A 23,312-nucleotide genomic window follows, 5' to 3' on the forward strand; every position below is an offset into this window, starting at 1 on the left:
TTATTTATCAAAACTTTTTTTTGTAGTAATAAGCTTTGCAGCTTCTAAAAGATTGTTGACTACATAATCTGCATGTTTACAAGGTTGTCCTATTTTTATAGTGATACATCCAGCCTTAAAACCAGCTTCTATATCCATAGGACGATCTCCTATCATATAAGAAGCATTTAAATTGATATGATATTTTTTTGCTAAATCTAAGATCATTCCAGGAGCGGGCTTTCGGCAATTGCATTTTGTTTTAAAATGAGGACAATAAGCCACTTCATGAATATGAATATTTTCTTTATTAAAATCTTTTAGCATTTTTGTATGAATTTCATGTAGATCTTTTTCTGTAAAATATCCCATTTCAATTCCGCCTTGATTGGTTACAACAAAGAGTAAAAAATGAGCATCTTGTAATAATTTTAAAGCTTCTATAGTAAAATAATAGAAAACTAGATCATCAGGTTTGTTTACAGGATTTTTATTATCATTGATGACTCCATCTCTATCTAGAAAAACAGCTTTATACATGATTACCTCCACATTTTTAAGAATGATTATTAAATGTTTCTATATAGTATTTTACACAACTCTATGTTAAAATATGTTTTATCTGATCATTTGTATAATAATATTATGGTGGTGATGATTTGAAAAAAGCAATATTAGATCATATATCTAAAAGTTCGTTACAGGATATTTTAGATTTAAAAGATCTCAAGGATGCAGAATGGATTTGGATCAATGAAGAAATATTTGGAGATATTTTATATAATTTAAAATTAGATCATATTTATGACGAAAAAATAATAGATCAGTTTTTATGTGAAATTACATTAGAAGAAATGATTAAGGGATTAGTACCTGTATTTGAAAGAAAAGAATATGTACTTGTGAACCAATATTTCTTTTCAGAAATAGAAAAAGGATATAAGCCTACAGAAGATATAAATACTTATATATTTGTTAAAAATAAGTATTATACAAAAATGCTTATAAAAGGAATGCAATACTATCATTGGATACTAGAAGCTATGGCTATAGATACTTATAAAAAAATGGGAACAGATTATAAAACTTTGCAAGAAACCTATGAAGAATTATATCATGAAAATATGCGTATTATAGAAGAAATATTATCTTTTGGAAAATATACTTTTTTATCAGCAAGGTGGGAGTTTATAAGAGATACCCAAGAACTTTATTTTTATAAAATGAATGAATTTTATCATAGCTGGTCTAAGGAAGAAGTAATGTCGATTTTTTCTGAAATCAAGCAAAGTGAAAATGTATAGATATTGAAAGAATTGATTCTTTCAATATCTTTATACAAAGAATTCATTAGAAATAGTGCCATTAGAATGAATAGCTTTTTTGAGGATAATGATGTCTTTATTGGAGTTATTTTCAATATTATGATCAAAGATTTTATGACAATGATTACATTGTACAATTTGTTTAAAATCTTTTTGTCTTCTATCTATAAATAGATAAGAGGTATAACCTTCTTGATCCTTCCATTTTACTTCTCCATTTTCCTCAATATCATATAAATATTCATAAGTTACAATATCTTTTAAGAATAGCTTTCCACAGTTACAAGCAGGACATTTCATAAATAAGACTCCTTTATTGTTTTTTTTATTTAATATAACATAAAAAATATTTTTTCATTTCTAAAAGGATATATAGTTCTATTTTTACAAAATCACCTTTTTTTTATACTTTAGTGCTATAATAAAAATAAATATTGTATAGAGGGTATAATGGAGGCAAATGGGCATGAGTAATAAGTATGGAATAAAAAGACTTGCAGATCAAATTGAAAGGGCATTAGAATTAGGAAATAAAGTTCATTTAGAAAGATTAGTTCATGAGATGATGCAAACTTGTAATCATATAAAAATAGAGCTACAAGAAAAAAAGAAAAATTTTCATGCTATTCAATTAGAAGAAATCAATAGAATTCCTTTTGTATATAAGCCTATTCTTAAAAAAAATTATTATGAAGGTACTTATTTAGAAGAATTTTCTGAAAGAAGAACCATGGAATTAAAAGATGCCAAAGCATTAGATCTTCATAATAAATTTTGGAAAACCTATGAAGTGTTAAGGGGAAATGTATTTGGATCTATGCCTTTAGAGTTAATTCCCAAAGAAGAAGCACAAAGGCTTAAGTATTTTGGATGGGATGAAGTAAATGTAAAGATTTTAGAAGTGAAAGAACGAAATTGTTCTATGAAAGATTTTTCAGATTATTGTACAATGCATTTTGAACATTTTTTAATTGTGAATGAAAAATCTACAGGAGCAGAATTAATATTATATTATCAAGTTTAAAAATTTGTAAAAAAAAGGGAGATGATTATTTTCATTTCCCTTTTTTCTATAAGAATTTTTCTTTGACCTTGCTCCAAAAATCATAATCTTTTAGACGAAGAATTTTTGCCTTCATTTCAGACATTCTTAAGTGAATTTCTTCAATTTCATAATACTTATGTTCCATTCCATCTGTTACTATTAAAATAGAGTTTTCAAAAGTATATTCTGGATAAACTTTAATGGTAGAATATTCAGGAACAATAATACTAGAGGTAAAGGATCGATAAGCTGTAGTAGAAATAGGTGAAATAGGAGTAATTTGAAGTAATGAAAGTCTAGGATCTACAATGCTTCCTCCTAAGGAATAATTATAAGCAGTACTTCCTGTAGGAGTAGAGACTAATACACCATCTCCGCTAAATTTTTCAAGAAAGCTATCATCTAATGAAATATTTAAATGAATGGTTCTCGATTTATCTCCCTTTATAGTGATTTCATTGATTCCTATAATTTCTACACAATGTTTTTTTGTACAGACTAAAGCTTCTACTGGAGTGAGTTCTTGAGTAATATAATCTCCCTTTTCATAGCGGAAAATAAATTCATCCAATTGATAAGGAGATAATTCTTGAAAAAATCCTAAATGACCAGTATTGACTCCTATGACTGGTATGTCTGGAAAATTGTTTTGATGAATGGTTCGAAGAAAAGATCCATCTCCTCCTACACAAATAATTAAATCTGCTTTTTGATCAAAATCTTGTGGTACAAAGAAACCGTTTTTTTCAAGCTTTTGCCTTAGTACTCTGCTAGTTTCTTTTGAAATAGGTTTATCATTAGATACAATATTTATGATACGTGTTTGGATGTTTGTCATGAACTTCACCTCATTTTAATATTTTACAAGGTTCAATTTATTGTAACATATTTGAGTTATTTATAAAAGAATGGTAAGTCCTCATATATATGGATTATTAGTCAAAAGGCGTAAAAATAGTCTGAATTTTTCATCGAAATAACATATTAGATATAGAAAAGGGAAAAATTCTATTAAAGAAGAAAAAAGTATCAAATGAGTCAAAAATTTGACTCATAAAAAATCAGCATCTATAATAAAAAAGAATATTTTAAGATAGTAGGTGGATAATATGAACTCAAAAACAAATATATTAACCTTTTGTGTAGCAAAAGATTCTGTAGGACTTTCTTTAAAAGAAATATTATATAATGAAATGAAGTTATCAAGTAGATTAGTAAGGAAGCTAAAATCGAAAAAAAATATTCTTGTAAATGGAAATAAAATCCCGTTTCATGCTATTTTGAGGAAAGGAGATCTTGTACAAGTGATCATGGAGGAAGAAGCTAATCAATTTGAACCAGAGCCTATTTCTATAGAAGTAGTGTATGATGATGTAGATCTTTTGATTGTAAATAAACATCCAGGAATTGTAGTGCATCCTACAAAGGGTCATCCTACAGGAACAATGGCTAATGCCATTGTCTATTATATGCAAGAAAAAGGAGAGCACTTTAAAATTCGATTTATTAATCGATTAGATCGAGATACTTCAGGACTTATTATGATTGCTAAAAATCCATTTGTCCAACAAGAAATTTCTAAACAAATGCAAGAAAATAAGGTAGAGAAAATATATGTAGCTGTTGTAGCTGGAAAATTCAAAGAAAAAAAAGGAACAATTAATGCCCCCATAGGAAGAGTAGAGCCAGAAAACATAAAAAGGGAAGTATACGAAGGAGGACAAGAATCTATTACTCATTATGAAGTTATAGAAGAGTTTCAGGATGCATCTTTAGTAAAAATAAAACTAGAAACAGGAAGAACTCATCAAATTCGAGTACATATGTCTTATATAGGACATCCTCTTATTGGAGATGAATTGTATGGTATAGAAAATAAAGATTTCATTGGGAGACAAGCTCTTCATGCACAAAGTCTCGTGTTTTATCAACCGAGAACCAATCAAAAAATCTCGGTAAATTCTTCCATACCAGAAGATATGGAAAGTTTAATTAAAAAATTGACAAAATAAAAAGTTATTGTAAAAATATAGATAAATAAAGGATCTGTTTATGTGGAATAATATAAATGCATCTGAATATTAAGAATGGAGGATGTATAATGAGACTACAAAATATAGATAAATCTCCAGCAAAATTATCAAAGGTGAAAATTACCAATATATTAAATGAATATGGGAATACAGAGGTAGAAGCAACAGGAGATAAAGATAAAAGACCTAAAACAGATCCAGAATATGTTGATAGAAAGAATGTAAAAAATTTCATGTCATAAAAATTTTAGAAGGCACTCAATAAAGAGTGCCTTTTGTTTTGGTACAGTAGGTAAACTTGGTTATCTATAGATTAATTATTTTTTATATGATTATATTTTGAAAGTAATTGATCTAATACTTGACTTAAATGAATGACTTCCGTATCTAAAAGATTTCCTTTTTTTTGCTGTACTAATTGGTTTAATTTAGATCGAGTATGTTCAATTTCATTTTTTATATTCTTGATTTTATAATCATCTGTTTTCATTTTTCAACCTCCTTTGTAATATTTTAGATTTTACCTACTGTACTTCTAAAAATTCTAATTCGAAATAGGATGATAAATCAATTATTTTCAAATAAAGTAAATAAATTCAAATCATATAACAAGTAGAAAATAATGGTATAAAAATCAATATACCAGAGATTTCTCTGGTATATGATGGATTTTACATAAGCTGATTTTGTTTTAATTTGGATTCAATTTCAGATGGAGAAATTTTTTGATCATTGTAATCAACAGTTATATTATTAGCTAAAATATCTACTCGAACAGAATTGACTCCATCTAATTCTTTAATGGAATTTTGAATAGATTTGATTTTGGATTGTATATTTTTTATGTCTTCTGATAAAGAAAGATTAAATTTTTTAGCTTTCATTTTATCACCTCCATGGAATTATTATTTGTAAAAGAAATAAAAATATAGATTAGGATTTTTATAAAAAAAGGATATAAAAAGTAAAAAAATATAAATTTGGATACAATATGAATAAAAGAATCAAAGCAGAGGTGATGAAATGTTTAATGAATTTAGTGAATTTCAAAAAAGGAGAATGGATTTATTAGAACAATTAGTCAAAAAGAAATGGTTTGGAGAATTAAAAAGCAATGAGGAGCTTTCTAAATTAGAACAAGATCTCAAAGAAAAATATAAAATAAAAGAGGATTATGGATATGTAAAAGATCAAATCAGATTGGCTATGGGATTAGATCCAAGAGGAAATATGGAATTTTCAGACGAACTGGATATTATAAAGAATATTAAAGGGATAAAACCACCTGTTGTTACAAAGATGAATGACCCATGCTATAAAAAGTTTGAAGATATTTCTAAATATGATTCTTCCATTTATAAAAGGACAAAAGAGCCTGTAATTATTAATAATAAGTGTTTAAGTTGTGGAGAAGAAGTAAGTAGTCTTTCTTTTGAGTCTATAGCAGATAAAATCGAATTTATTCCATTAATAGATCTTTTAAAGGATTCAAATACAGAAGTGTATGCTACGGTTGCACCTTCTATAATAGGTCAGTTTGGAGACAATATAACTATGGGACAGATTAGGACAGCCCTTAAACTGATGGGCTTTAAGGATATGATAGAAGTAGCATTATTTGCAGATATGCTTACTATTAAAGAGGCTTATGAATTTAATCATTTGGTAAAAGGGAAAAATGATTTTTTTCTTACTAGTTGTTGCTGTCCTATTTGGGTAAGCTTAATAGAGAAGAATTATCCTAAATTGTTTGAAAAAATGTCACCATCTGTTTCTCCTATGATTCTTTCAGGGAGAATATTGAAAAAATTTTATAATAAGGCAAAAGTAGTTTTTATAGGACCTTGTATTGCCAAAAAATCTGAAGCAAAAGATAAAAGGTATGAAGGAGATATTGATTTTGTACTTACTTTTAGAGAATTAAAAAGCATATTTTCTGCATTAGATATTGATTTGAAAGAGCTTTATGCAGATGAAAAGGATCAAGCATCTTTTGCAGGAAGAGTATATGCAAGAACTGGTGGAGTAAGCTTTTCTGTAAAGAGTGTAGTAAATAGAATTGCTCCTAAAAGATTAATCAAATTTAGATCAAAGAAAATAGACGGAGTGAAGGAATGTAAAAAAATACTAGATGATTTGTCTATGGGGAAAAAAATAGAATCTAATTTTATAGAAGGAATGGGTTGTGAAGGAGGGTGTGTAGGAGGACCGAGAACGAATATAGATGTAAAAAGAGCAACTGAAATTGTAAATGAGTTTGGAGAAGATTCTTTGATTATGACTCCCTTTGATAATATGAATGTAATGAAGATTTTTGACCAATTAGGAATTAAAAATTTAAAACAAATTGTAGAAGAAAGTGAATTGACAAAAATATTTACAAGATAATGAAAAGAATAGAAAGGAGAATCCTTTCTATTCTTCTTCATTATCTATAAGGGCAGTAAGGATTGGGGCCAGAGCCTGGTCTTCTAGGTCTAGAAGGATTTGGATTATAAGGCATATAAGGATTATATGGATAATAACCAGGGTATGGCATAGGCATCATAGGATTGAATGGAGTGGTATCATAGTTTGGATTCTTAAAATCGTTATAAGGGTATCTTTGACACATAAAAGGGTCCTCCTTTCTTTTTGCACTATAAATTATGCACAATTTAAGGATGTGTGATCAAATCATTATATGATTTCCTATGGATTATAAAAAAAGAATTGGGAATCAACCCAATTCAATGTCGTTATTATTTATAATAAGGACAATATAATAATATGATTAGATGAGTTTGTTGTATGTCTAAAAATTAATGTACTTTTATATAGGGATAAGTAGTGCGAATAAAATAATTGAGATAATATCCAATATGTTGTGAGTGAATCAAACTATCATATACAGATTTGGGGACACCATGATGCCGATAGGTTTCACCAGAAACAAAAGTAATTTCTAATACTTCTTTTTCAGAATCATAGACTATAGACGAAACATTATTTGAATGTATTTGCAGTTTTGTCATTTTTTTCTCCCCTTTACAAAAATTTAATAAAACATTTTCTTTTTATTATACTAAAAAGAATATTAGAAATCTGTAGAATGTTGTTGAGAGATTAAAAAAAAATTCATTTTCATTTTTTATCAATGATTATATTTTATGAATATTGGAATAATACAATATAAAGTTTTTTGTAATAAATTAGTATATTGACAATGAAAAAAGGATGATATAACATATTCCAGACTAACTTTTTTTTGAAAAGAAGGTGGTGAAAAATGCTATACAATCAAAATGTTACACCTTTATTAGATGCATTAAAAGCATATCATGAAAGAAATGTAATTCCATTTGATGTACCAGGACATAAACATGGAAAAGGAATGGAAGAATTTGGACAATTTATTGGAAAGAAAGTATTACAACTAGATGTAAATTCTATGAAATGCCTTGATAATATTAGCAATCCAATTAGTGTAATCAAAGAGGCAGAACAATTAATGGCGGATGCGTACTATGCAGATCATGCATTTTTTATAGTAAATGGAACTACTTCTGCAGTCCAAGCCATGATTATGAGTGTATGTAAGCCTGGAGAAAAAATTATTTTACCAAGAAATGCTCATAAATCCGTTACAAATGGAATGATTTTAAGTGGAGCAGTTCCAGTATATATTCAACCTGAGACAAATGATCAATTAGGGATTGCTATGGGAGTGTCTTTAGAAAGTATAGAGATGGCTATTGCAAAAAATGTGGATGCAAAAGCTATACTCATTATTCATCCAACCTATTATGGAGCTACTTCAGATTTAAAAGGAATTGTAAAACTTGCGCATAAACATGGTATGGCAGTTTTAGTAGATGAAGCTCATGGTGCTCACTTTAGATTTCATGAGGATTTACCTAGTGAAGCTATGGAAGTAGGAGCAGATATGGCTGCTGTTAGTATGCACAAAACAGGAGGATCATTAACCCAGAGTTCTGCTTTATTACTAAAAGAAGGACTGATTGATAGAAATACAGTAAAGACTATTTTAAATCTTACTCAGACAACAAGTGCATCCTATATTTTAATGGCAAGTTTGGATGCAGCCAGAAAAATGCTAGCAACAAAAGGAAATGAAGTGATTTCTAAAATACTTAAAATTACTAGATGGGCAAGAGAAGAAATTAACCAAATACCAGGCTTTTATGCTTTTGGCAAAGAATTGATTGGTCAACCAGGAGTGATAAATTTTGACGAAACAAAATTAGGTATTTGTGTAGCTGGACTTGGAATTACTGGATTTGAGGCTTATGATTTATTAAGAGATGAGTATAATATTCAAGTGGAATTAGGAGATGTATTAAATATATTGGCAATTGTAAGTGTAGGAGATGATGAAAAATCACTAAAAGCTTTAGTTGAGGCTTTAAAAGATATAAGTATAAAGTATAAAGGTAGCCATATTGAATATACAAAAATTGCTCTTGAAAACCCTGAGGTGATCGTATCTCCAAGGGATGCTTTTTATGCAAGAAAAAGAATCATTCGATTAGAAGATTCAGAGGGAGAAATTAGTGGAGAATCGATTATGGCGTATCCTCCAGGAATTCCTATTGTTACACCAGGAGAAAGAATTAGTAAAGAGATGATTCAATATATTAAATTTTTGAAAAGCCAACATAGTATGCTTACAGATACTGAGGATCCATATGTAGAGCATATAAAGGTTTTGGGTTTATAGGGGCGTCTAATTCTAGACGCTATTTTTCTGATATATTTTCCTTTAAAGTCAGTAAAAATCAATATTTACAGAGATAAAACTCTTGACATTTGGGAAAAAAATAGTATATTGAATATAGTTAAACTTTAAAGTTAGTAAACTAAAAGTTTACTAATATTAAATATTTTAAAGAAATCATCTAATAAAAGTTTATAAAATAATAATTTCGAATGGAGTGCAAAAATGGATATTGGGAGTAAAATTAAGAGCCTTAGAATCCTAAATGGACTCACTCAAGAAGAACTGGCCATAAGAACAGATCTTACAAAAGGATTTATTTCTCAAATTGAAAGAGATTTAACTTCTCCGTCTATTGCCACACTTATGGATATTTTAGAGGCATTGGGAACAGATATTCGCAGATTTTTTAGTGAATCAAAAGAGCCGAAAGTTGTGTATAGAAAAGACGAAATTGTTTCTAGTGAAAATGAAAAGTTAGGAAATACCATAGATTGGTTAATTTCAAATGCACAAAAAAATAGTATGGAGCCTATTTTAATGACTTTAAAATATGGAGGGACTAGCAATATTGAAAAACCTCATCAAGGAGAAGAATTTGGATATGTTCTTTCAGGAAGTGTCTATGTTTGTTTGGGAGAGAATCAATATAAAGTAAATAAAGGAGAAAGTTTTTATTTTAAGTCGGATCAAGAACATTATTTAAAAAATAATTCCAAAAGAAATGCAGTGGTTCTTTGGATTTCTTCTCCACCATCATTTTAGCTTGTAAAAATATATGTATGAAGGATTGGAAAATACAAAAGATATTATAAAGATACATAAAGTTAAGGAGGAAATAATATGGAATTGTGGTATACAGAAGAACATACAGAAAATGTAAGATTATCTATGAAAGTAAAACAACATCTTTATTCTAAGACAAGTCCTTTTCAACAAATAGATGTTTTAGATACTTATGATTTTGGAAGAGTACTTACAATAGATGGATTGGTTATGGTAACACAAAAGGACGAGTTTATTTATCATGATATGATTGTTCATGTTCCTATGGCAACAAATCCTAATATAAAAAGTGTATTAGTAATAGGAGCAGGAGATGGAGGAACAGTCAGAGAGCTTACAAGATATAAAAATATAGAAAAAATCCATATGGTAGAAATTGATGAAGTGGTAGTAGAAGCTTCAAGAGAGTTTTTAGATTTTACAGCAAACAAATTAGATGATAAAAGAGTAGAGTTATACTTTGAAGATGGGATCAAATTTGTGGAAGGAAAAGAAAATGAATATGATTTAATTATTGTAGATTCAACAGATCCTATTGGACCTGGAGAAGGGTTATTTACTACAGAATTTTATAAAAATTGTTATAAAGCATTAACAGAAGAAGGAATTTTAGTAAATCAAAATGAAAGCCCTTATTATGAAGAAGATGCAAAAGAAATGATAAGAGCAAGTAAAAAAATTAAAAACATTTTCCCTATTGCAGAAGTTTATCAAGCTCATATTCCAACTTATCCTTCTGGACATTGGCTGTTTGGATTTGCATCTAAAAAGCTTCATCCAGTAAAGGATTTAGATTCTAAAAAGTGGAATGATTTAGGGTTAAAAACAAAATATTATAATACAGATCTTCATGTAGGTTCCTTTGCACTACCAAATTATGTAAAGGAGATGATAGAAGCTGAAACCATCTAAAAATGTACAAACCTTTTTAGGGTTTGATAATGAATATGAAACTTCTGAAATTGTAGTTTTTGGAAGTCCTTTTGATGGAACCACTTCTTTTCGTCCAGGAACTAGATTTGCACCAGCTATTATGAGAAATGAATCTTATGGACTAGAGACATATAGTCCTTATTTAGATAAAGACTTAGAAGATGTAGCTATATTTGATGCAGGAGATTTAGATTTTCCATTTGGAAATCCTAAAAAAGTATTAGATATGATCCATTCTTTTACGAAAGATATTGTAGAGGATGGAAAAATCCCTGTTATGATTGGAGGAGAGCATTTGGTGACTCTTCCAGCTGTAGAAGCTGTATATGAAAAATATAAAGATTTATATATTTTACATTTTGATGCGCATACAGATTTAAGAGAAGATTATATGGGAGAGAAATTTTCTCACGCAACAGTAATCAAAAGAATATGGGATTTTTTAGGTGACGGTAAGATTTATCAATTTGGAATTCGTTCAGGAGAAAAAAAAGAGTTTGAATGGTCAAAAGAGCATACAAAGCTTACGAAGTTTAATTGTGAAGGGTTACAAGAAGCAGTAAAAAAAATTGGACAAGCTCCTGTATATATAACCATTGATTTAGATATTTTAGATCCGTCTATTTTTCCTGGTACAGGTACAATTGAACCAGGAGGAATATCTTTTAAGGAAATGATGGAGGTAATCAAGACCATTATGCCATTAAATATTGTAGGGGCAGATGTGGTTGAGCTTTCTCCTCATTATGATAATAGTGGAGTATCTACAGCTGTTGCTTGCAAAATCATAAGGGAATTGGTGCTAGCTATTTCAAAAAAATAAATAGATTCATATTGACATAAAGATAAAATATATGTTAATCTAAAACGAAAAGTGAATATCTCCTTTAAATGAGTCCTGTGAGGCTAAAAAGGATGTTTGAAAATATAACTTAGTATTGTTATATATTTTTTTAAAAAAGACCTTTTGCCTCTAGCAAAAGGTCTTTCATATTAAGTAAAAAGTTATATATTGGATAAAACTATAGATAAAGAAACAGGGGAGGGATTGGATGAAGATTTTGATAAAAGAGGGATGGATTGTTGATCCATCTCAAAATATAAATGAAGTATTAGATATTCTTATTGAAAATGGAAAAATAAAAAGAATAGATAAAAATATTTGTGAAGATGACTGTAAGGTTATGAATGGAAAAGGAAAATATGTAGTACCAGGACTTATTGATATGCATGTGCATTTTAGAGAACCAGGTTTTGAAGAAAAAGAGGAAATTTATACAGGGGCACATGCAGCAGTAGCAGGTGGATTTAGCAGTGTAGTATGTATGCCTAATACAAATCCTGTTATCGATAATTTGCAAACCATAGAATATATTTATCAAAAGGCAAAAAATGCACCTTGCAATGTTTATATGATGGGAAGTATTACAAAAAAATTAGAAGGAAAAGAAATGAGTCCTTATAAAGAATTATTAGAAAAAGGAATTGTAGGAATTACAGATGATGGAAAGACTGTAATGGACACAAAAGTCATGTATGAAGCTCTTAAAGTAGCAAAAGATCTTGATTTATTAGTCAGTACTCATTGTGAAGATGTCAATTTAATATATGATCGATCTATTCATAGAGGAGAGATATCTAAAAAGCTTAATTTAAAAGGCATACCAAAGGTAGCAGAAGAAAGCATTATTGTAAGAGATATTTTTCTTTCTGAAAAAACAGGAGCAAAAGTGCACATTCAACACCTTTCTACAAAAGATGGAGTGAAGATTGTAAGAGATGCAAAAAAAAGAGGAGTAAGAGTAACCTGTGAAGTAACACCCCATCACTTTTCTCTGACAGATGAAGCGATTTTAAGTCAAGGAACAAATGCAAAAATGAGTCCTCCTTTAAGAACAAAAGAAGATGTAGAAGAAATTTTAAGAGGACTTAAGGATGGAACAATAGATGTGATTGCAACAGATCATGCTCCACATACAAAAGCTGATAAAGAAAAAAACATCATAGAATCAGCTAATGGAATTGTAGGATTAGAGACTTCATTAGGGATTGCCCTCACAGAATTGATACACAAGAAAAAGATGGATTTAATGAATCTTATTGAAAAGATGAGTACGATTCCAGCTCAACTCTTAAATATCGAAAAAGGCACTTTAAAAGTTGGTATGGATGCAGATATTACCATGATTGATTTGAATAAAGAATGGATTGTAGATAAAAATAAGTTTTTTTCAAAAGGAAGAAATACCCCATTTCATGGACAGAAATTAAAGGGTAAGGCAGTTATGACAATGGTTGGTGGAGAAATAAAATACCTAGACTAAAGAGGAGAGAATGATCATGAAAGATCCAAATTTATCTATAAAAATAGGAAATATTTTGTTGAAAAATCCAATCATGCCTGCTTCAGGGACTTTTGGTAAAGAATCTTGTGAGCTTTGTGATGTAGAAAAAATTGGGCTGATTGTACCAAAGAGTGTAACTCTTCATCCCAGAGAAGGAAATAAACTCCCAAGAGTAGTAGAAACAGCTTCAGGAATGTTAAATGCAGTAGGAATACAAAATAAAGGGATTGATGACTTTATAGAAAATATCCTTCCTTTTTATGAAAAGTATAATGTGCCTATTATGGTTAGTATATCTGGTTATAGTGTAGAAGAATTTAAAGTGATGATAGAAAAATTAAATCAAACGAATGTTCCGATGATCGAACTTAATATTTCTTGTCCTAATTTAAAAGAGGGTGGAAAAGCATTTGGAATGAGTGCAGATGATACTTATGAGATTGTACAAAAAGTTAGGGAAAATACACAAAAGGTCATTGTTCCAAAGCTGACTCCAAATGTGGAGGACATTACAATTATTGCAAAAGCTGCACAAGAAGCAGGGGCAGATGCTGTAGCTCTTACAAATACTTATATTGGAATGGCTATTGATATTCATACCAAAAGGCCAAAGCTTGGTAATATCATAGGGGGTCTTTCAGGTCCTGCTATTAAGCCTATTTCTCTTAGAATGGTTTGGCAGACAGCACAAAAGATAGATATTCCTATTATTGGAATAGGTGGAATTTCAAATTATGAAGATGCATTAGAATATATTATAGCAGGAGCTAGTGCTGTGCAAGTGGGAACTTATAATTTTGTAAATCCTAATATAATGGTTGAAATTGTAGAAGGAATCAAAAGTTACATGATTAAAAATAATATAGAGGATCTAAAAGATTTGATCGGAAGCATAAAAATATAAAGACCCTAAATAAGGGTCTTTATATTTGAGCTTGTAGACAGCGTGCCCAGCGAAGCTGTAATTTACTTGCTGATGAAAGTTCAGTCTAGGTAATTGCCAAGAAGCCTAGTAGCTATAAGACCAGTGCTATCAGAGATGGTAATACTGAAGCGTCTTGAAAATGTGCTCTAGTAGTGCTAGCAAAGATGCAGACCGTAACATAAAGTGAATCCTGCAGCACTGTTATCTCAACCCGTTAGGGAGAAAAGAGGAAGACGAGTCTCTTGTCTTAAGATGAAGTCCATGGAATGTGTGAAGAACTTGGATTACAGCACAGAAGAATCCTCTGGTGTATGGGGAGCGGTATGTATCGAAAGTAAATTATGGAACTGGGGAGACCCTACTTTACACAGCGATAGCTGTAAAGCAGATGCATATAAGCCGATAGGTGAAATTACATTCTAGTAGGGAGGGAGTCGGAGGGGAACATAGTACCAAATATGGAATGGACAACAAAACCATTCTTAGGAAAGGTTCCCTACTTTGTTCACGTTTTCTGAGGAGGTAAGAGTGAGTGAATGTCCAAAAGACTAACGACACCATAGATAAAGTTCGACAACTTCAAAGGAAACTATACCAATCAGCCAAGAGTAATAAAAGCAGAAGGTTTCATGCTTTATACGATAAGATATATAGAAAAGATGTACTTGAGAAGGCATGGAAACAAGTCAAAACTAATAAAGGAAGTGCAGGAGTAGATGAACAAACTATAGCAGACATTGAAGATATTGGGGTAGAAAAGATATTAGAGGAAATACAAATTCAAATATCAAAAGGAACATATAATCCACCACCAGTATTAAGAAAAGAAATTCCGAAGGATAATGGAAAGGTAAGACCTCTAGGAATTCCCACAGTAAAAGATAGAATAATACAAACAGCAACAAAGATAGTGATAGAACCTGTTTTTGAAGCTAATTTCAAGGAATGTTCTTATGGATTTAGACCTAAGAAAAATCAGCATCAAGCACTTGATAAAATAAGGCGAGCTTGTAATAACAAAGGAATGTGGGTGTTAGATGCAGATATATCAGGATACTTTGATAATATAAATCATATGAAATTATTACTGCTAGTTGAAAGACGAATAAGTGATAGGAGAGTAATTAAGCTTATACGAAAATGGCTAGAAGCAGGAGTAATGAAGGATGGGATAGTTGTTCAAAGTGAACTGGGAAGTCCTCAAGGAGGTGTGATATCTCCATTACTAGCAAATATTTACTTAGATTACCTAGATACGGTATGGGAGAAACATTACAAGCATTTAGGTAAACTAATTAGATTTTGTGATGACTTTGTAGTTGTTTGCAAGAACTATAAAGATGTAAAACATACACATAAAGCTATAAGCCTTATAATGCAAAGATTAGAATTGAATCTAAATAAAAGCAAGACGAAAATTATATCTTTATGGGAAGGAAAAGAAGGTTTTGATTTTCTAGGGTTTCATAATCGTAAGGTTAAGACAAAGACTATAGATGGTAGAATCTACTATACACTTATCCAGTGGATTAGTAATCAATCAATAAAGAAAATATATGACAAAGTTAAGAAGACTCTAGATAGGAAAACCCTATATGTCTCTAGTAAAGAAATGGTTAAGACATTAAATCGAAAGATTATAGGATGGCGAAACTATTATGGATTGTCACCATTCAATAAACTGGTGAAGATTGATAAATATATAAGAAAGCGGCTAGTCATTTGGTTTAACAACAAAAGACAGGCACGAAAGAGAAAAGAATTTTATGAAATAGTAAGTCGATTTAATGATATGGGCCTAAAATATGTTGCTTAAAAACTCGTAATGCAGATGGAAGAAGAACATCGGAAAGCCGTATGAGGGAAAACCTCACGTACGGTTTGATGAGGAGATGGTGGAAGAGATTAAATCAAATCCACCATTTTACTCTACAAGTCGTAAAAAACGTCACAGAATTTTCAAATTTGGAAAATATATAAAAATGCTCGAAAATAGCATTACAAACTCGCTATGCTTAAACAGTGTAATGCTAATCATTTTCTCACTTATTCTATATTTTCACAAATTCTTAATAATTGTTCCTAATTTTTATGACTTTGCTATAATGTAGTTTATATTCGATCTTAAAGAGTTAAAATAAAAATACACATAGGAATGATTTAAGTGTATTGTATACCCATATAATTTTATTTGATGATACAATATAGCTTGTAATTACAAAAACCAAATAAAAGAGAGGGTTATACTTATGATGTTTATAGAATTAACTGTAACAGTTATGTTGAAGAAAGATATATTTTTTGTAGAGAGTGGATACATAATTGGAAAAAATATAAATAAAGCTATGTTGTTGGATAAAGATTTAAAAATATTACATCCTAGAAGGGAATATAAGTATTATATTTTTAATAGTTTTTATCCTCTGGAGAAAAATAAAACTTATATAAAGGGAAGAGTATATGTATTTAAAATTAGAGGCCTAGATTGTGAATATATGGAAAAATTTAAAAGATGTTTACAAAAATTAGAAAGCTATGATTTTGAAGTTATTTCCGTTGCGACAAGTGAAGTAAAACAAAAGCATATTAATAAACTATATAGCATAACTCCTATCATTATCACTAAAGATAATAAACCATGGTTACAAGGAGACGATGTAGAGGAGTTTAAAAAACGTTTAGAAGCAAACTTGGAGAAAAAGTATAAAAATTTTTTTGGGGAAGATATAGACATTCAAGATAAATTTATAAAGAGTTTAGAGTTTAAAAATAAACTGCCAATATATTTTAAATACAAAGGCATAAAGCTTCTTGGCAATAAGATAAATGTAGAGATTAAAGACAATGATACAGCACAGAAGATTGCTTTTATGGCTATGGCTATTGGAATGGGAGAAAAAAATTCTTCTATTGGAGCAGGTTATTGCAATGCAAACTAAATTTTTAGAATATGAATAAAATAGCAAGATGTACAAATGTGTATATCTTGCTATTTTGTATAGGTAGAAACTAAAGGACTTGTTAAAATAAATTTTTTTGAAGTATAAATTTTACCAGGCAATTATGCATTGCTTTGATAAAAATATGAGTGTTTGCAATAGATTGCATAGATTTTTAAAGATGAAAATTATATAGTGAAAATTAGCTGGTAGATTTTTTGTGAAGTGTTGAAAAATAGATATTTATAGTGTACACTAATATTTGAGAATAGCTATTTTACTAGTATTGAACCTAAACATGAGATGTATTGAAACTGAGTTCCATGTGTTCTTCTTTGCCAGATATATCTAATTGAACCTAAACATGAGATGTATTGAAACAATCTTCTCCTTTAAGTTCAAAATAATGTTTATCATTGAACCTAAACATGAGATGTATTGAAACACTATTGTAAATTTAACAGCACCAGTTGGAAAGGCTATTGAACCTAAACATGAGATGTATTGAAACTTTTTTAGAACTATGATAAAGAAAGAGTACCTTAGATTGAACCTAAACATGAGATGTATTGAAACATATGAGATTGTTCTGCTTTGATATTTCTCTACAAATTGAACCTAAACATGAGATGTATTGAAACGAAGATGCTTTTAAAAGACTTACAGAAGGGCAATTAATTGAACCTAAACATGAGATGTATTGAAACAAATATTTTAAAGTTCGGTGTAGATGGCTTTTCAAATTGAACCTAAACATGAGATGTATTGAAACTCGAAATCCAATTTCATCACCACTGTAATTTTCATATTGAACCTAAACATGAGATGTATTGAAACTTTAGTGTAATGAAACGAATTGCAAGATCATTAGATATTGAACCTAAACATGAGATGTATTGAAACATATATAGGTATATAACTTCGTGAAAATATTCATATTGAACCTAAACATGAGATGTATTGAAACAGCCGTTGAAAAGGCTGTTAATAATAGATTTAAAGAATTGAACCTAAACATGAGATGTATTGAAACTGGCAAATCATATGGGTACAAAATAGTTACTGAAATATTGAACCTAAACATGAGATGTATTGAAACTTTATATCGCTCCTTTCTATTTGGGGATAAGAGAAGATTGAACCTAAACATGAGATGTATTGAAACTAAAATTTTACCTCTCTGTTAATACTTATATGAGCAAATTGAACCTAAACATGAGATGTATTGAAACTTTCGATCGTCTAATCTAAATGGTTGTACCGCTGTAATTGAACCTAAACATGAGATGTATTGAAACGCAGGGTGATATATGGATTCTAGGAAGGCATAGAATTGAACCTAAACATGAGATGTATTGAAACTGAATAATTAGTTTCATACTGTCTATATCTGATTCTATTGAACCTAAACATGAGATGTATTGAAACATTCTGTGGAAGTAAATTCTAATGTAGATAGAGAATTGAACCTAAACATGAGATGTATTGAAACTCCATTCTTCTACTGCTTTTTCCTCTACCTTATTCATTGAACCTAAACATGAGATGTATTGAAACAAGTCATTTTCATATCGAACTGTATCATAAGCCATCATTGAACCTGAACATGAGATGTATTCAAACAGAACTTTAGCAACCTTATCTACAGAGCTATCAAATTAGTCTAAGCATGAGAGGCAGAAACAAAAGAATTAAAGGGATAAATACACTGATTTTGCTTGATTCTTAAATCAAGATAAATGTTTCAATAAAATATATTGAAATATTTGTTAATCACAGACAATCATTTAATTTAAGTATATTTTGTATTGAAAAAATATTAACTTATAGTAAATGATATGAATGTGATTTTTTTGTTTGTTAAAATATAAATTTTACTTAATATGAAGAAAAATGTAAAATTAAGTTTTAATTTGATAACAAAGTATACTATAATAAATTTATCCAGTATAAACAAAAATTGTAATAAATAAAAGGAAGTGGATTGCAAATGAGTAAGGATCATTCAACATATATCTTTATAGATGTATCTAAAAAACAATCATTTATATATAAAAATAACAGGTTAAAAGATAATGTTTATAATTCGGTAATTATAAAAGCTATAACAGAAACCCTAGAGGAAGATTTAAACGAAGAGAATATGACAAATGATATGAAGATTTTATATAAAAAATTAAAAAAAGAAATGATATTTTTGAAATATGAACTAGATAAATTAAAAGAAGAAGGAAAAATAATAGAGACGATGTATTCCGGTGGGGGAAATAGTATTATCAAATTTGAAGACAAAAAAACTGCTATACAATTTATTGAAAATTATTCTTTAAAGATTTATGAAAAATTTCCACAATTAGAACTTTATATAAGCTATGTAGAGGGTAGTGAATTTGATATGGATGAAGAAAAAATTCATAAAGAATTACATAAAAGAGCAGATAAGCTTAAAGATGCTAGAAGGGGACAAATAAAAAGGTTGACTTACGGTGTTGAGCAAATAGATGAATTAGGTTATCCAAAACAAAATTTAAGTGAGAAAAAATGTTTTAAAGAAGCTAAAAATTTTTTGCAATCAAAACTTAAAAAGGATTTAAATGAAAAAAATATAGAATTTACATATGAGCTTGAAAGTTATAAAAAAATTAATAAAGCATTAAAAGATGATAGTATAGTTAAAAATCATATGGGAGTAATAGCTATTGATGGCAACAAAATGGGAGAATTAGTAAATGCAATAAAAACGATGGATAAAGAAAAGTCATATTATTATTATTTAAAACAAATGAGTAAAGAAATAAGTAAGGTTTATTATGAATCTGTAAAAAATGCACTATTGACTGTTGCTAAAAAAAGAAATGGGATTATGATAACTCCAATTGTGTTAGCAGGAGATGATATTTGTTTAATCACACAAGGAACTATAGCAATTGAATTAGCAGCAGAAATGATTAATCAATTACATATTCTATCAGATACATCTAAATTGGATAAAAAAAGTATATTAAAAAAATTGATGGAAAATAAAAATATAAAAAATTTAACGGCAGCTGCAGGTGTTTGTATAGTAAAACCAGGATATCCATTTTTCGAAAGTATAAAAATAGCAGAATCAAGACAAAGTTTTGGAAAAACAAGTATGCATAAAATAAAGACAATAGAAACCGATCAAGACAATAAGAGAGATAGTCCTAAAGTAGCTAATGTATCTATGATTGATTGGGAAATAGTGAAAGGCTCTGATAAAGAAGAAATTGATTACCTTGAATATATATCAGAAGGATCAAAAATTAAAACGTATCATATTAAACCACTTTGGATAACTACACCAAGATATAAAGGAAATAAGTTTTATCAAGAAGGGACATTTTTATATGAAGGATTTAAAAATATTGTAGAAAAAATTCAAGGAATGAAGAAAAAAGGAGAAATAAGTTCATCAGAGTTACAAAAGATAAAAAATGCCATGTATTCTGGAGAGAAACAATATGAATTAGTTTTTGATATGCAAAAAACAACAGGTATAAACAACTTAGAAACAATGATAAATCAAGAATTGAATCAAGAAAATTCATCTGTTGAAAAAAGATATTGTATATTTAATAAACCATGTCAAGAAGATGAGGAAAAAAATGAGAGTATTTATATATTGAATGATATAATAGATGTTTTAGATTTTATGGAACCTGTAAAAATGGGAGGGGCAGAATGAATAAGAAACTAAAGATTATTTTAAAATCTGAAGCGATATTTAATAGTGGAGAAGCTGAAAGTAATATGGTTCATATGAAAGCACTTACTGATGAATTTGGATTTGTTTATTTTCATAGCAAAACACTAAAAGGACAATTAAAAGATCATGCTTTTTGGTTGTATGAATTGTATAAATATGCTGAAAAAAAAGATAAGAGAATTGAAAAATCCAAACATTGGTTTAAATGTATAGTGAAATTATTTGGAATTACAGAAGCTGAATTGAAATATAGAAATTTAGAAGAAGAAAGTAAACTTTACAAATATGTAGAAGGTTCTTTGAAGATTAGCAATTTGGAGTTGGAAAAGCCCGTTAGAGAGTATTTTATAAATTTATTTAAAGAAGATAAACAAAGCAGTTACTATAGATTGACACAAAATGATTTGATACAAGCTCAAACACAAATAAGAACTAGTATAAGATTGAAAGATGGAGTTGCAGAACAAGGAGGATTAGTGACATATCATACCGTAAAAGAAGGATTAGTATTTTATTCTGAATTGAATTTACTAGAGAATAAGTCAGATGTAAAAAATGATTTGAAGAAAGTAGAGCCTAGCAATGAAGAATGTTGGGAAGTACTTGAAAAAATTGTAAAAACATTTCATAGAATAGGGGCGAATACACATAGAGGAAGAGGTGAAATAGAAGCAGTTTTAGAAAATTAGGTGATTACCTTCAATTGAGCATCTGGTGAAATAGTAGGAGGGAAATTTTAATATGGCTTTTTATATTATAGATGTTGAAAATCTAGAGCCACTAAAAATAGGGGCATCAGGAAGTAAAGCAAATCAAACAGAGGCTACACTTGAGCATATACCAGGATCTACATTACGAGGAGCAATTGTGAGTAGAATTTTTAATAAGTATCCTAATTTGACAGAAATTGAACAAATAGAGATCTTAACTAAAATTAAGTTTTATAATTTGTATCCAATAGATAAGGAACAGCAAATATATGTTCCTACTCCAAAAAATTTAAGAGTAGATAAACATATATGGAGAAGTCAAAAAAATAAATTTGAGCAATATAAGAAATTTAAAGATATAGAAAATAAGATTAGTTGTCAAATTGATAATCTTATCGAATCGAAAAATGATAGTTTGGAATATGAGAAAGAACATAGCACAACAAAACAACCTGCTAAAAATAATATAAGTTATAATTTTGTAATGATAGGAGAGTCACTAAAAGGAATCAATATAAAGAAAACTTATAAATTACACCATGATACAAGAAAAAACAGAAACAATAATACAGAAGAAAAAGATAACTTGTTTCGGTATGAATCTATTGACAAAGGACAAATGTTTAGAGGTTTTATAAAAATTGAAGAAAATAGTTCGTGTTTAGATCAAAAAATAGAAGCTTGCTTTGGATACAGTGAAAATATTTATTTGGGAGGAGCTAAAACAACAGGGTATGGGCATTGTAAGTTTAAAATACAAAAGATAGATGCTACAAGCCCTTCACAATTTATTTTTAAAAATAATCAAAGAGAACTTGATGATTCTCGGTTAGTTGTTTTAGCTTTGTCAGATTGTCTTTTTAGGGATGAATATGGACAACCAATATCAGAAATTCCCAAAGAAGAGATAGAAAGATATTTTTCAAATGCAAAACTTGAAGAGGTGTATTTAGATATAGGACAAACAGAAGGTTACAATTCTAAATGGAGAGCTAGAAATCCAAAGGAAGCAACTATTAGGGCGGGTTCTGTATGGGTATATAATATTGACGCTGAGGAAAAAGAAAAATTTAAAAATAAAATTATTCAATTTGAAAGTATATTACATGGAGATAAAACTCAAGAAGGATATGGATGGTTGGCTGTAAATCTGAAATATCCTAATGAATTTGTATTTAATGAAATGGAAATATTAAACTCAATTTCAAAAAAAACGAAGCAGATTGATTTATCAGAGGCTAGAAAGATAATAGAAGAGTATCCCTCTATTAAAATTATATTGGATGGCTTAGGTGATAATAGAAAAAAGTGGCTTCAAGGCATAATTAAGTATAGTATTGATAACAAAGAATCTTCAACTGAAAAAGATAACCAAAACAAGAAATTGTTTATAGAAGATAAAAGTAAATTAACTCAAAGTAGAAGAAGAAAGATGATGGAAATTCTAAAGGAAACAGAAGATAAGATTATGGGAATTTTCAATGAAACAAAAGATAAGTTGATAAAAGAAAATTTTAAAATAGAAAGTACTGAAGAAACAAAAAAATATATAGATATTAGAAGTTATATTGATAATAATGAAATATTTAGTTTTAAAGAAAAAAATTTCAAAAAGTGCTTAGAGTATATTCAAAAAGAAATTACTGTTGAATCTGAAGAGGAAAAAGTGGGTGAATACATAGAAATTGATCAATACATAGAAAATCAGTTAAACAGTATTAAAGGAATACATTTCTATTTTAAATACCTAGAAAACAATCGATTAGCAAAAAGTTTATTTTTAAATGAATTATTATATGAATATTTTTATATGACCAATAGATTAAATGATGGGAGGGAATAAAA

23 protein-coding genes and 1 CRISPR repeat array are annotated in these 23,312 nt (G+C 29.0%); of the genes, 16 read left to right on the forward strand and 7 right to left on the reverse strand.

Annotation, left to right across the window (positions count from 1 at the left end):
• On the reverse strand, window positions 1-519 hold the full coding sequence (locus BN2409_RS09825) for a D-glycero-alpha-D-manno-heptose-1,7-bisphosphate 7-phosphatase (protein ID WP_053956461.1): 519 nt from the start codon (window positions 517-519) through the stop codon (window positions 1-3).
• A 119-nt stretch (window positions 520-638) separates the two neighbouring features.
• Here BN2409_RS09825 and BN2409_RS09830 point away from each other — a divergent pair, with 119 nt between their 5' ends.
• Entirely contained in the window at window positions 639-1,283 is a 645-nt protein-coding gene (locus BN2409_RS09830; protein ID WP_053956462.1) for a hypothetical protein, read from the forward strand.
• Window positions 1,284-1,313: 30 nt separating this feature from the next.
• On the opposite strand, the gene BN2409_RS09835 is transcribed toward BN2409_RS09830, so the two are convergent.
• Window positions 1,314-1,604, reverse strand: a complete 291-nt coding sequence (locus BN2409_RS09835) for a hypothetical protein (protein WP_053956463.1) — start codon at window positions 1,602-1,604, stop codon at window positions 1,314-1,316.
• A 166-nt stretch (window positions 1,605-1,770) separates the two neighbouring features.
• On the opposite strand from BN2409_RS09835, the gene BN2409_RS09840 reads away from it, so the two are divergent.
• The gene (locus BN2409_RS09840; protein ID WP_053956464.1) at window positions 1,771-2,328 is read left to right on the forward strand and encodes a hypothetical protein; all 558 of its coding nucleotides are present in this window, start codon (window positions 1,771-1,773) and stop codon (window positions 2,326-2,328) included.
• 46 nt (window positions 2,329-2,374) lie between these two features.
• On the opposite strand, the gene BN2409_RS09845 is transcribed toward BN2409_RS09840, so the two are convergent.
• Complete coding sequence (locus BN2409_RS09845) at window positions 2,375-3,187, reverse strand: NAD(+)/NADH kinase (protein WP_053956465.1); 813 nt, start codon at window positions 3,185-3,187, stop codon at window positions 2,375-2,377.
• A gap of 271 nt (window positions 3,188-3,458) precedes the next feature.
• Between BN2409_RS09845 and BN2409_RS09850 the strand changes: the two genes are divergently transcribed.
• Window positions 3,459-4,361, forward strand: coding sequence for an RluA family pseudouridine synthase (locus BN2409_RS09850; RefSeq protein ID WP_053956466.1), 903 nt, complete (start codon window positions 3,459-3,461; stop codon window positions 4,359-4,361).
• Window positions 4,362-4,450: 89 nt separating this feature from the next.
• Window positions 4,451-4,624, forward strand: coding sequence for a hypothetical protein (locus BN2409_RS17235; RefSeq protein ID WP_199872997.1), 174 nt, complete (start codon window positions 4,451-4,453; stop codon window positions 4,622-4,624).
• 71 nt (window positions 4,625-4,695) lie between these two features.
• Here BN2409_RS17235 and BN2409_RS16860 read toward each other — a convergent pair whose 3' ends face one another.
• Both BN2409_RS16860 and BN2409_RS09855 read right to left on the reverse strand, forming a co-directional pair.
• Window positions 4,696-4,872 (reverse strand): aspartyl-phosphate phosphatase Spo0E family protein, encoded by a 177-nt coding sequence (locus BN2409_RS16860; protein WP_110943073.1) that lies wholly within the window; start codon window positions 4,870-4,872, stop codon window positions 4,696-4,698.
• A 181-nt stretch (window positions 4,873-5,053) separates the two neighbouring features.
• The gene (locus tag BN2409_RS09855; protein ID WP_053956467.1) at window positions 5,054-5,266 is read right to left on the reverse strand and encodes a heavy-metal-associated domain-containing protein; all 213 of its coding nucleotides are present in this window, start codon (window positions 5,264-5,266) and stop codon (window positions 5,054-5,056) included.
• A 139-nt stretch (window positions 5,267-5,405) separates the two neighbouring features.
• Between BN2409_RS09855 and BN2409_RS09860 the strand changes: the two genes are divergently transcribed.
• A complete protein-coding gene (locus tag BN2409_RS09860) occupies window positions 5,406-6,770 on the forward strand; it encodes a [Fe-Fe] hydrogenase large subunit C-terminal domain-containing protein (protein ID WP_053956468.1) in 1,365 nt (454 codons plus the stop codon).
• Between the two features lie 40 nt (window positions 6,771-6,810).
• On the opposite strand, the gene BN2409_RS09865 is transcribed toward BN2409_RS09860, so the two are convergent.
• Entirely contained in the window at window positions 6,811-6,996 is a 186-nt protein-coding gene (locus BN2409_RS09865) for a hypothetical protein (protein WP_053956469.1), read from the reverse strand.
• Between the two features lie 187 nt (window positions 6,997-7,183).
• The gene (locus BN2409_RS17845) at window positions 7,184-7,396 is read right to left on the reverse strand and encodes a KTSC domain-containing protein (RefSeq protein ID WP_053956470.1); all 213 of its coding nucleotides are present in this window, start codon (window positions 7,394-7,396) and stop codon (window positions 7,184-7,186) included.
• A gap of 254 nt (window positions 7,397-7,650) precedes the next feature.
• On the opposite strand from BN2409_RS17845, the gene BN2409_RS09875 reads away from it, so the two are divergent.
• The 11 genes from BN2409_RS09875 to BN2409_RS09925 all read left to right on the forward strand — a co-directional run bounded on the left by BN2409_RS09875 (window position 7,651) and on the right by BN2409_RS09925 (window position 23,310).
• Entirely contained in the window at window positions 7,651-9,102 is a 1,452-nt protein-coding gene (locus BN2409_RS09875; protein ID WP_053956471.1) for an aminotransferase class I/II-fold pyridoxal phosphate-dependent enzyme, read from the forward strand.
• Window positions 9,103-9,324: 222 nt separating this feature from the next.
• Window positions 9,325-9,864 (forward strand): helix-turn-helix domain-containing protein, encoded by a 540-nt coding sequence (locus BN2409_RS17770; RefSeq protein ID WP_053956472.1) that lies wholly within the window; start codon window positions 9,325-9,327, stop codon window positions 9,862-9,864.
• Window positions 9,865-9,942: 78 nt separating this feature from the next.
• Window positions 9,943-10,797 (forward strand): polyamine aminopropyltransferase, encoded by an 855-nt coding sequence (gene speE, locus BN2409_RS09885; protein ID WP_053956473.1) that lies wholly within the window; start codon window positions 9,943-9,945, stop codon window positions 10,795-10,797.
• Complete coding sequence (gene speB, locus BN2409_RS09890; protein ID WP_053956474.1) at window positions 10,784-11,641, forward strand: agmatinase; 858 nt, start codon at window positions 10,784-10,786, stop codon at window positions 11,639-11,641. The genes speE and speB overlap by 14 nt, the downstream gene beginning before the upstream one ends.
• A gap of 229 nt (window positions 11,642-11,870) precedes the next feature.
• Window positions 11,871-13,142 (forward strand): dihydroorotase, encoded by a 1,272-nt coding sequence (locus tag BN2409_RS09895; RefSeq protein ID WP_053956475.1) that lies wholly within the window; start codon window positions 11,871-11,873, stop codon window positions 13,140-13,142.
• A 16-nt stretch (window positions 13,143-13,158) separates the two neighbouring features.
• Window positions 13,159-14,067 (forward strand): dihydroorotate dehydrogenase, encoded by a 909-nt coding sequence (locus BN2409_RS09900; protein WP_053956476.1) that lies wholly within the window; start codon window positions 13,159-13,161, stop codon window positions 14,065-14,067.
• Window positions 14,068-14,620: 553 nt separating this feature from the next.
• A complete protein-coding gene (gene ltrA, locus BN2409_RS09905) occupies window positions 14,621-15,904 on the forward strand; it encodes a group II intron reverse transcriptase/maturase (protein WP_053955014.1) in 1,284 nt (427 codons plus the stop codon).
• A gap of 433 nt (window positions 15,905-16,337) precedes the next feature.
• Window positions 16,338-17,027, forward strand: coding sequence for a CRISPR-associated endoribonuclease Cas6 (gene cas6, locus BN2409_RS09910; RefSeq protein ID WP_053956477.1), 690 nt, complete (start codon window positions 16,338-16,340; stop codon window positions 17,025-17,027).
• A 285-nt stretch (window positions 17,028-17,312) separates the two neighbouring features.
• Window positions 17,313-18,650: a CRISPR direct-repeat array (repeat unit 30 nt; unit sequence ATTGAACCTAAACATGAGATGTATTGAAAC).
• 367 nt (window positions 18,651-19,017) lie between these two features.
• Window positions 19,018-20,736, forward strand: coding sequence for a hypothetical protein (locus BN2409_RS09915; protein ID WP_053956478.1), 1,719 nt, complete (start codon window positions 19,018-19,020; stop codon window positions 20,734-20,736).
• Window positions 20,733-21,446 (forward strand): RAMP superfamily CRISPR-associated protein, encoded by a 714-nt coding sequence (locus tag BN2409_RS09920; protein WP_053956479.1) that lies wholly within the window; start codon window positions 20,733-20,735, stop codon window positions 21,444-21,446. The genes BN2409_RS09915 and BN2409_RS09920 overlap by 4 nt, the downstream gene beginning before the upstream one ends.
• Window positions 21,447-21,498: 52 nt before the next feature.
• Window positions 21,499-23,310 (forward strand): RAMP superfamily CRISPR-associated protein, encoded by a 1,812-nt coding sequence (locus BN2409_RS09925; RefSeq protein WP_053956480.1) that lies wholly within the window; start codon window positions 21,499-21,501, stop codon window positions 23,308-23,310.
• Window positions 23,311-23,312: the final 2 nt, after the last annotated feature.

Source organism: Inediibacterium massiliense, assembly GCF_001282725.1.
In the GTDB taxonomy this organism is placed as follows: Bacteria; Bacillota; Clostridia; order Peptostreptococcales; family Thermotaleaceae; genus Anaerophilus; species Anaerophilus massiliensis.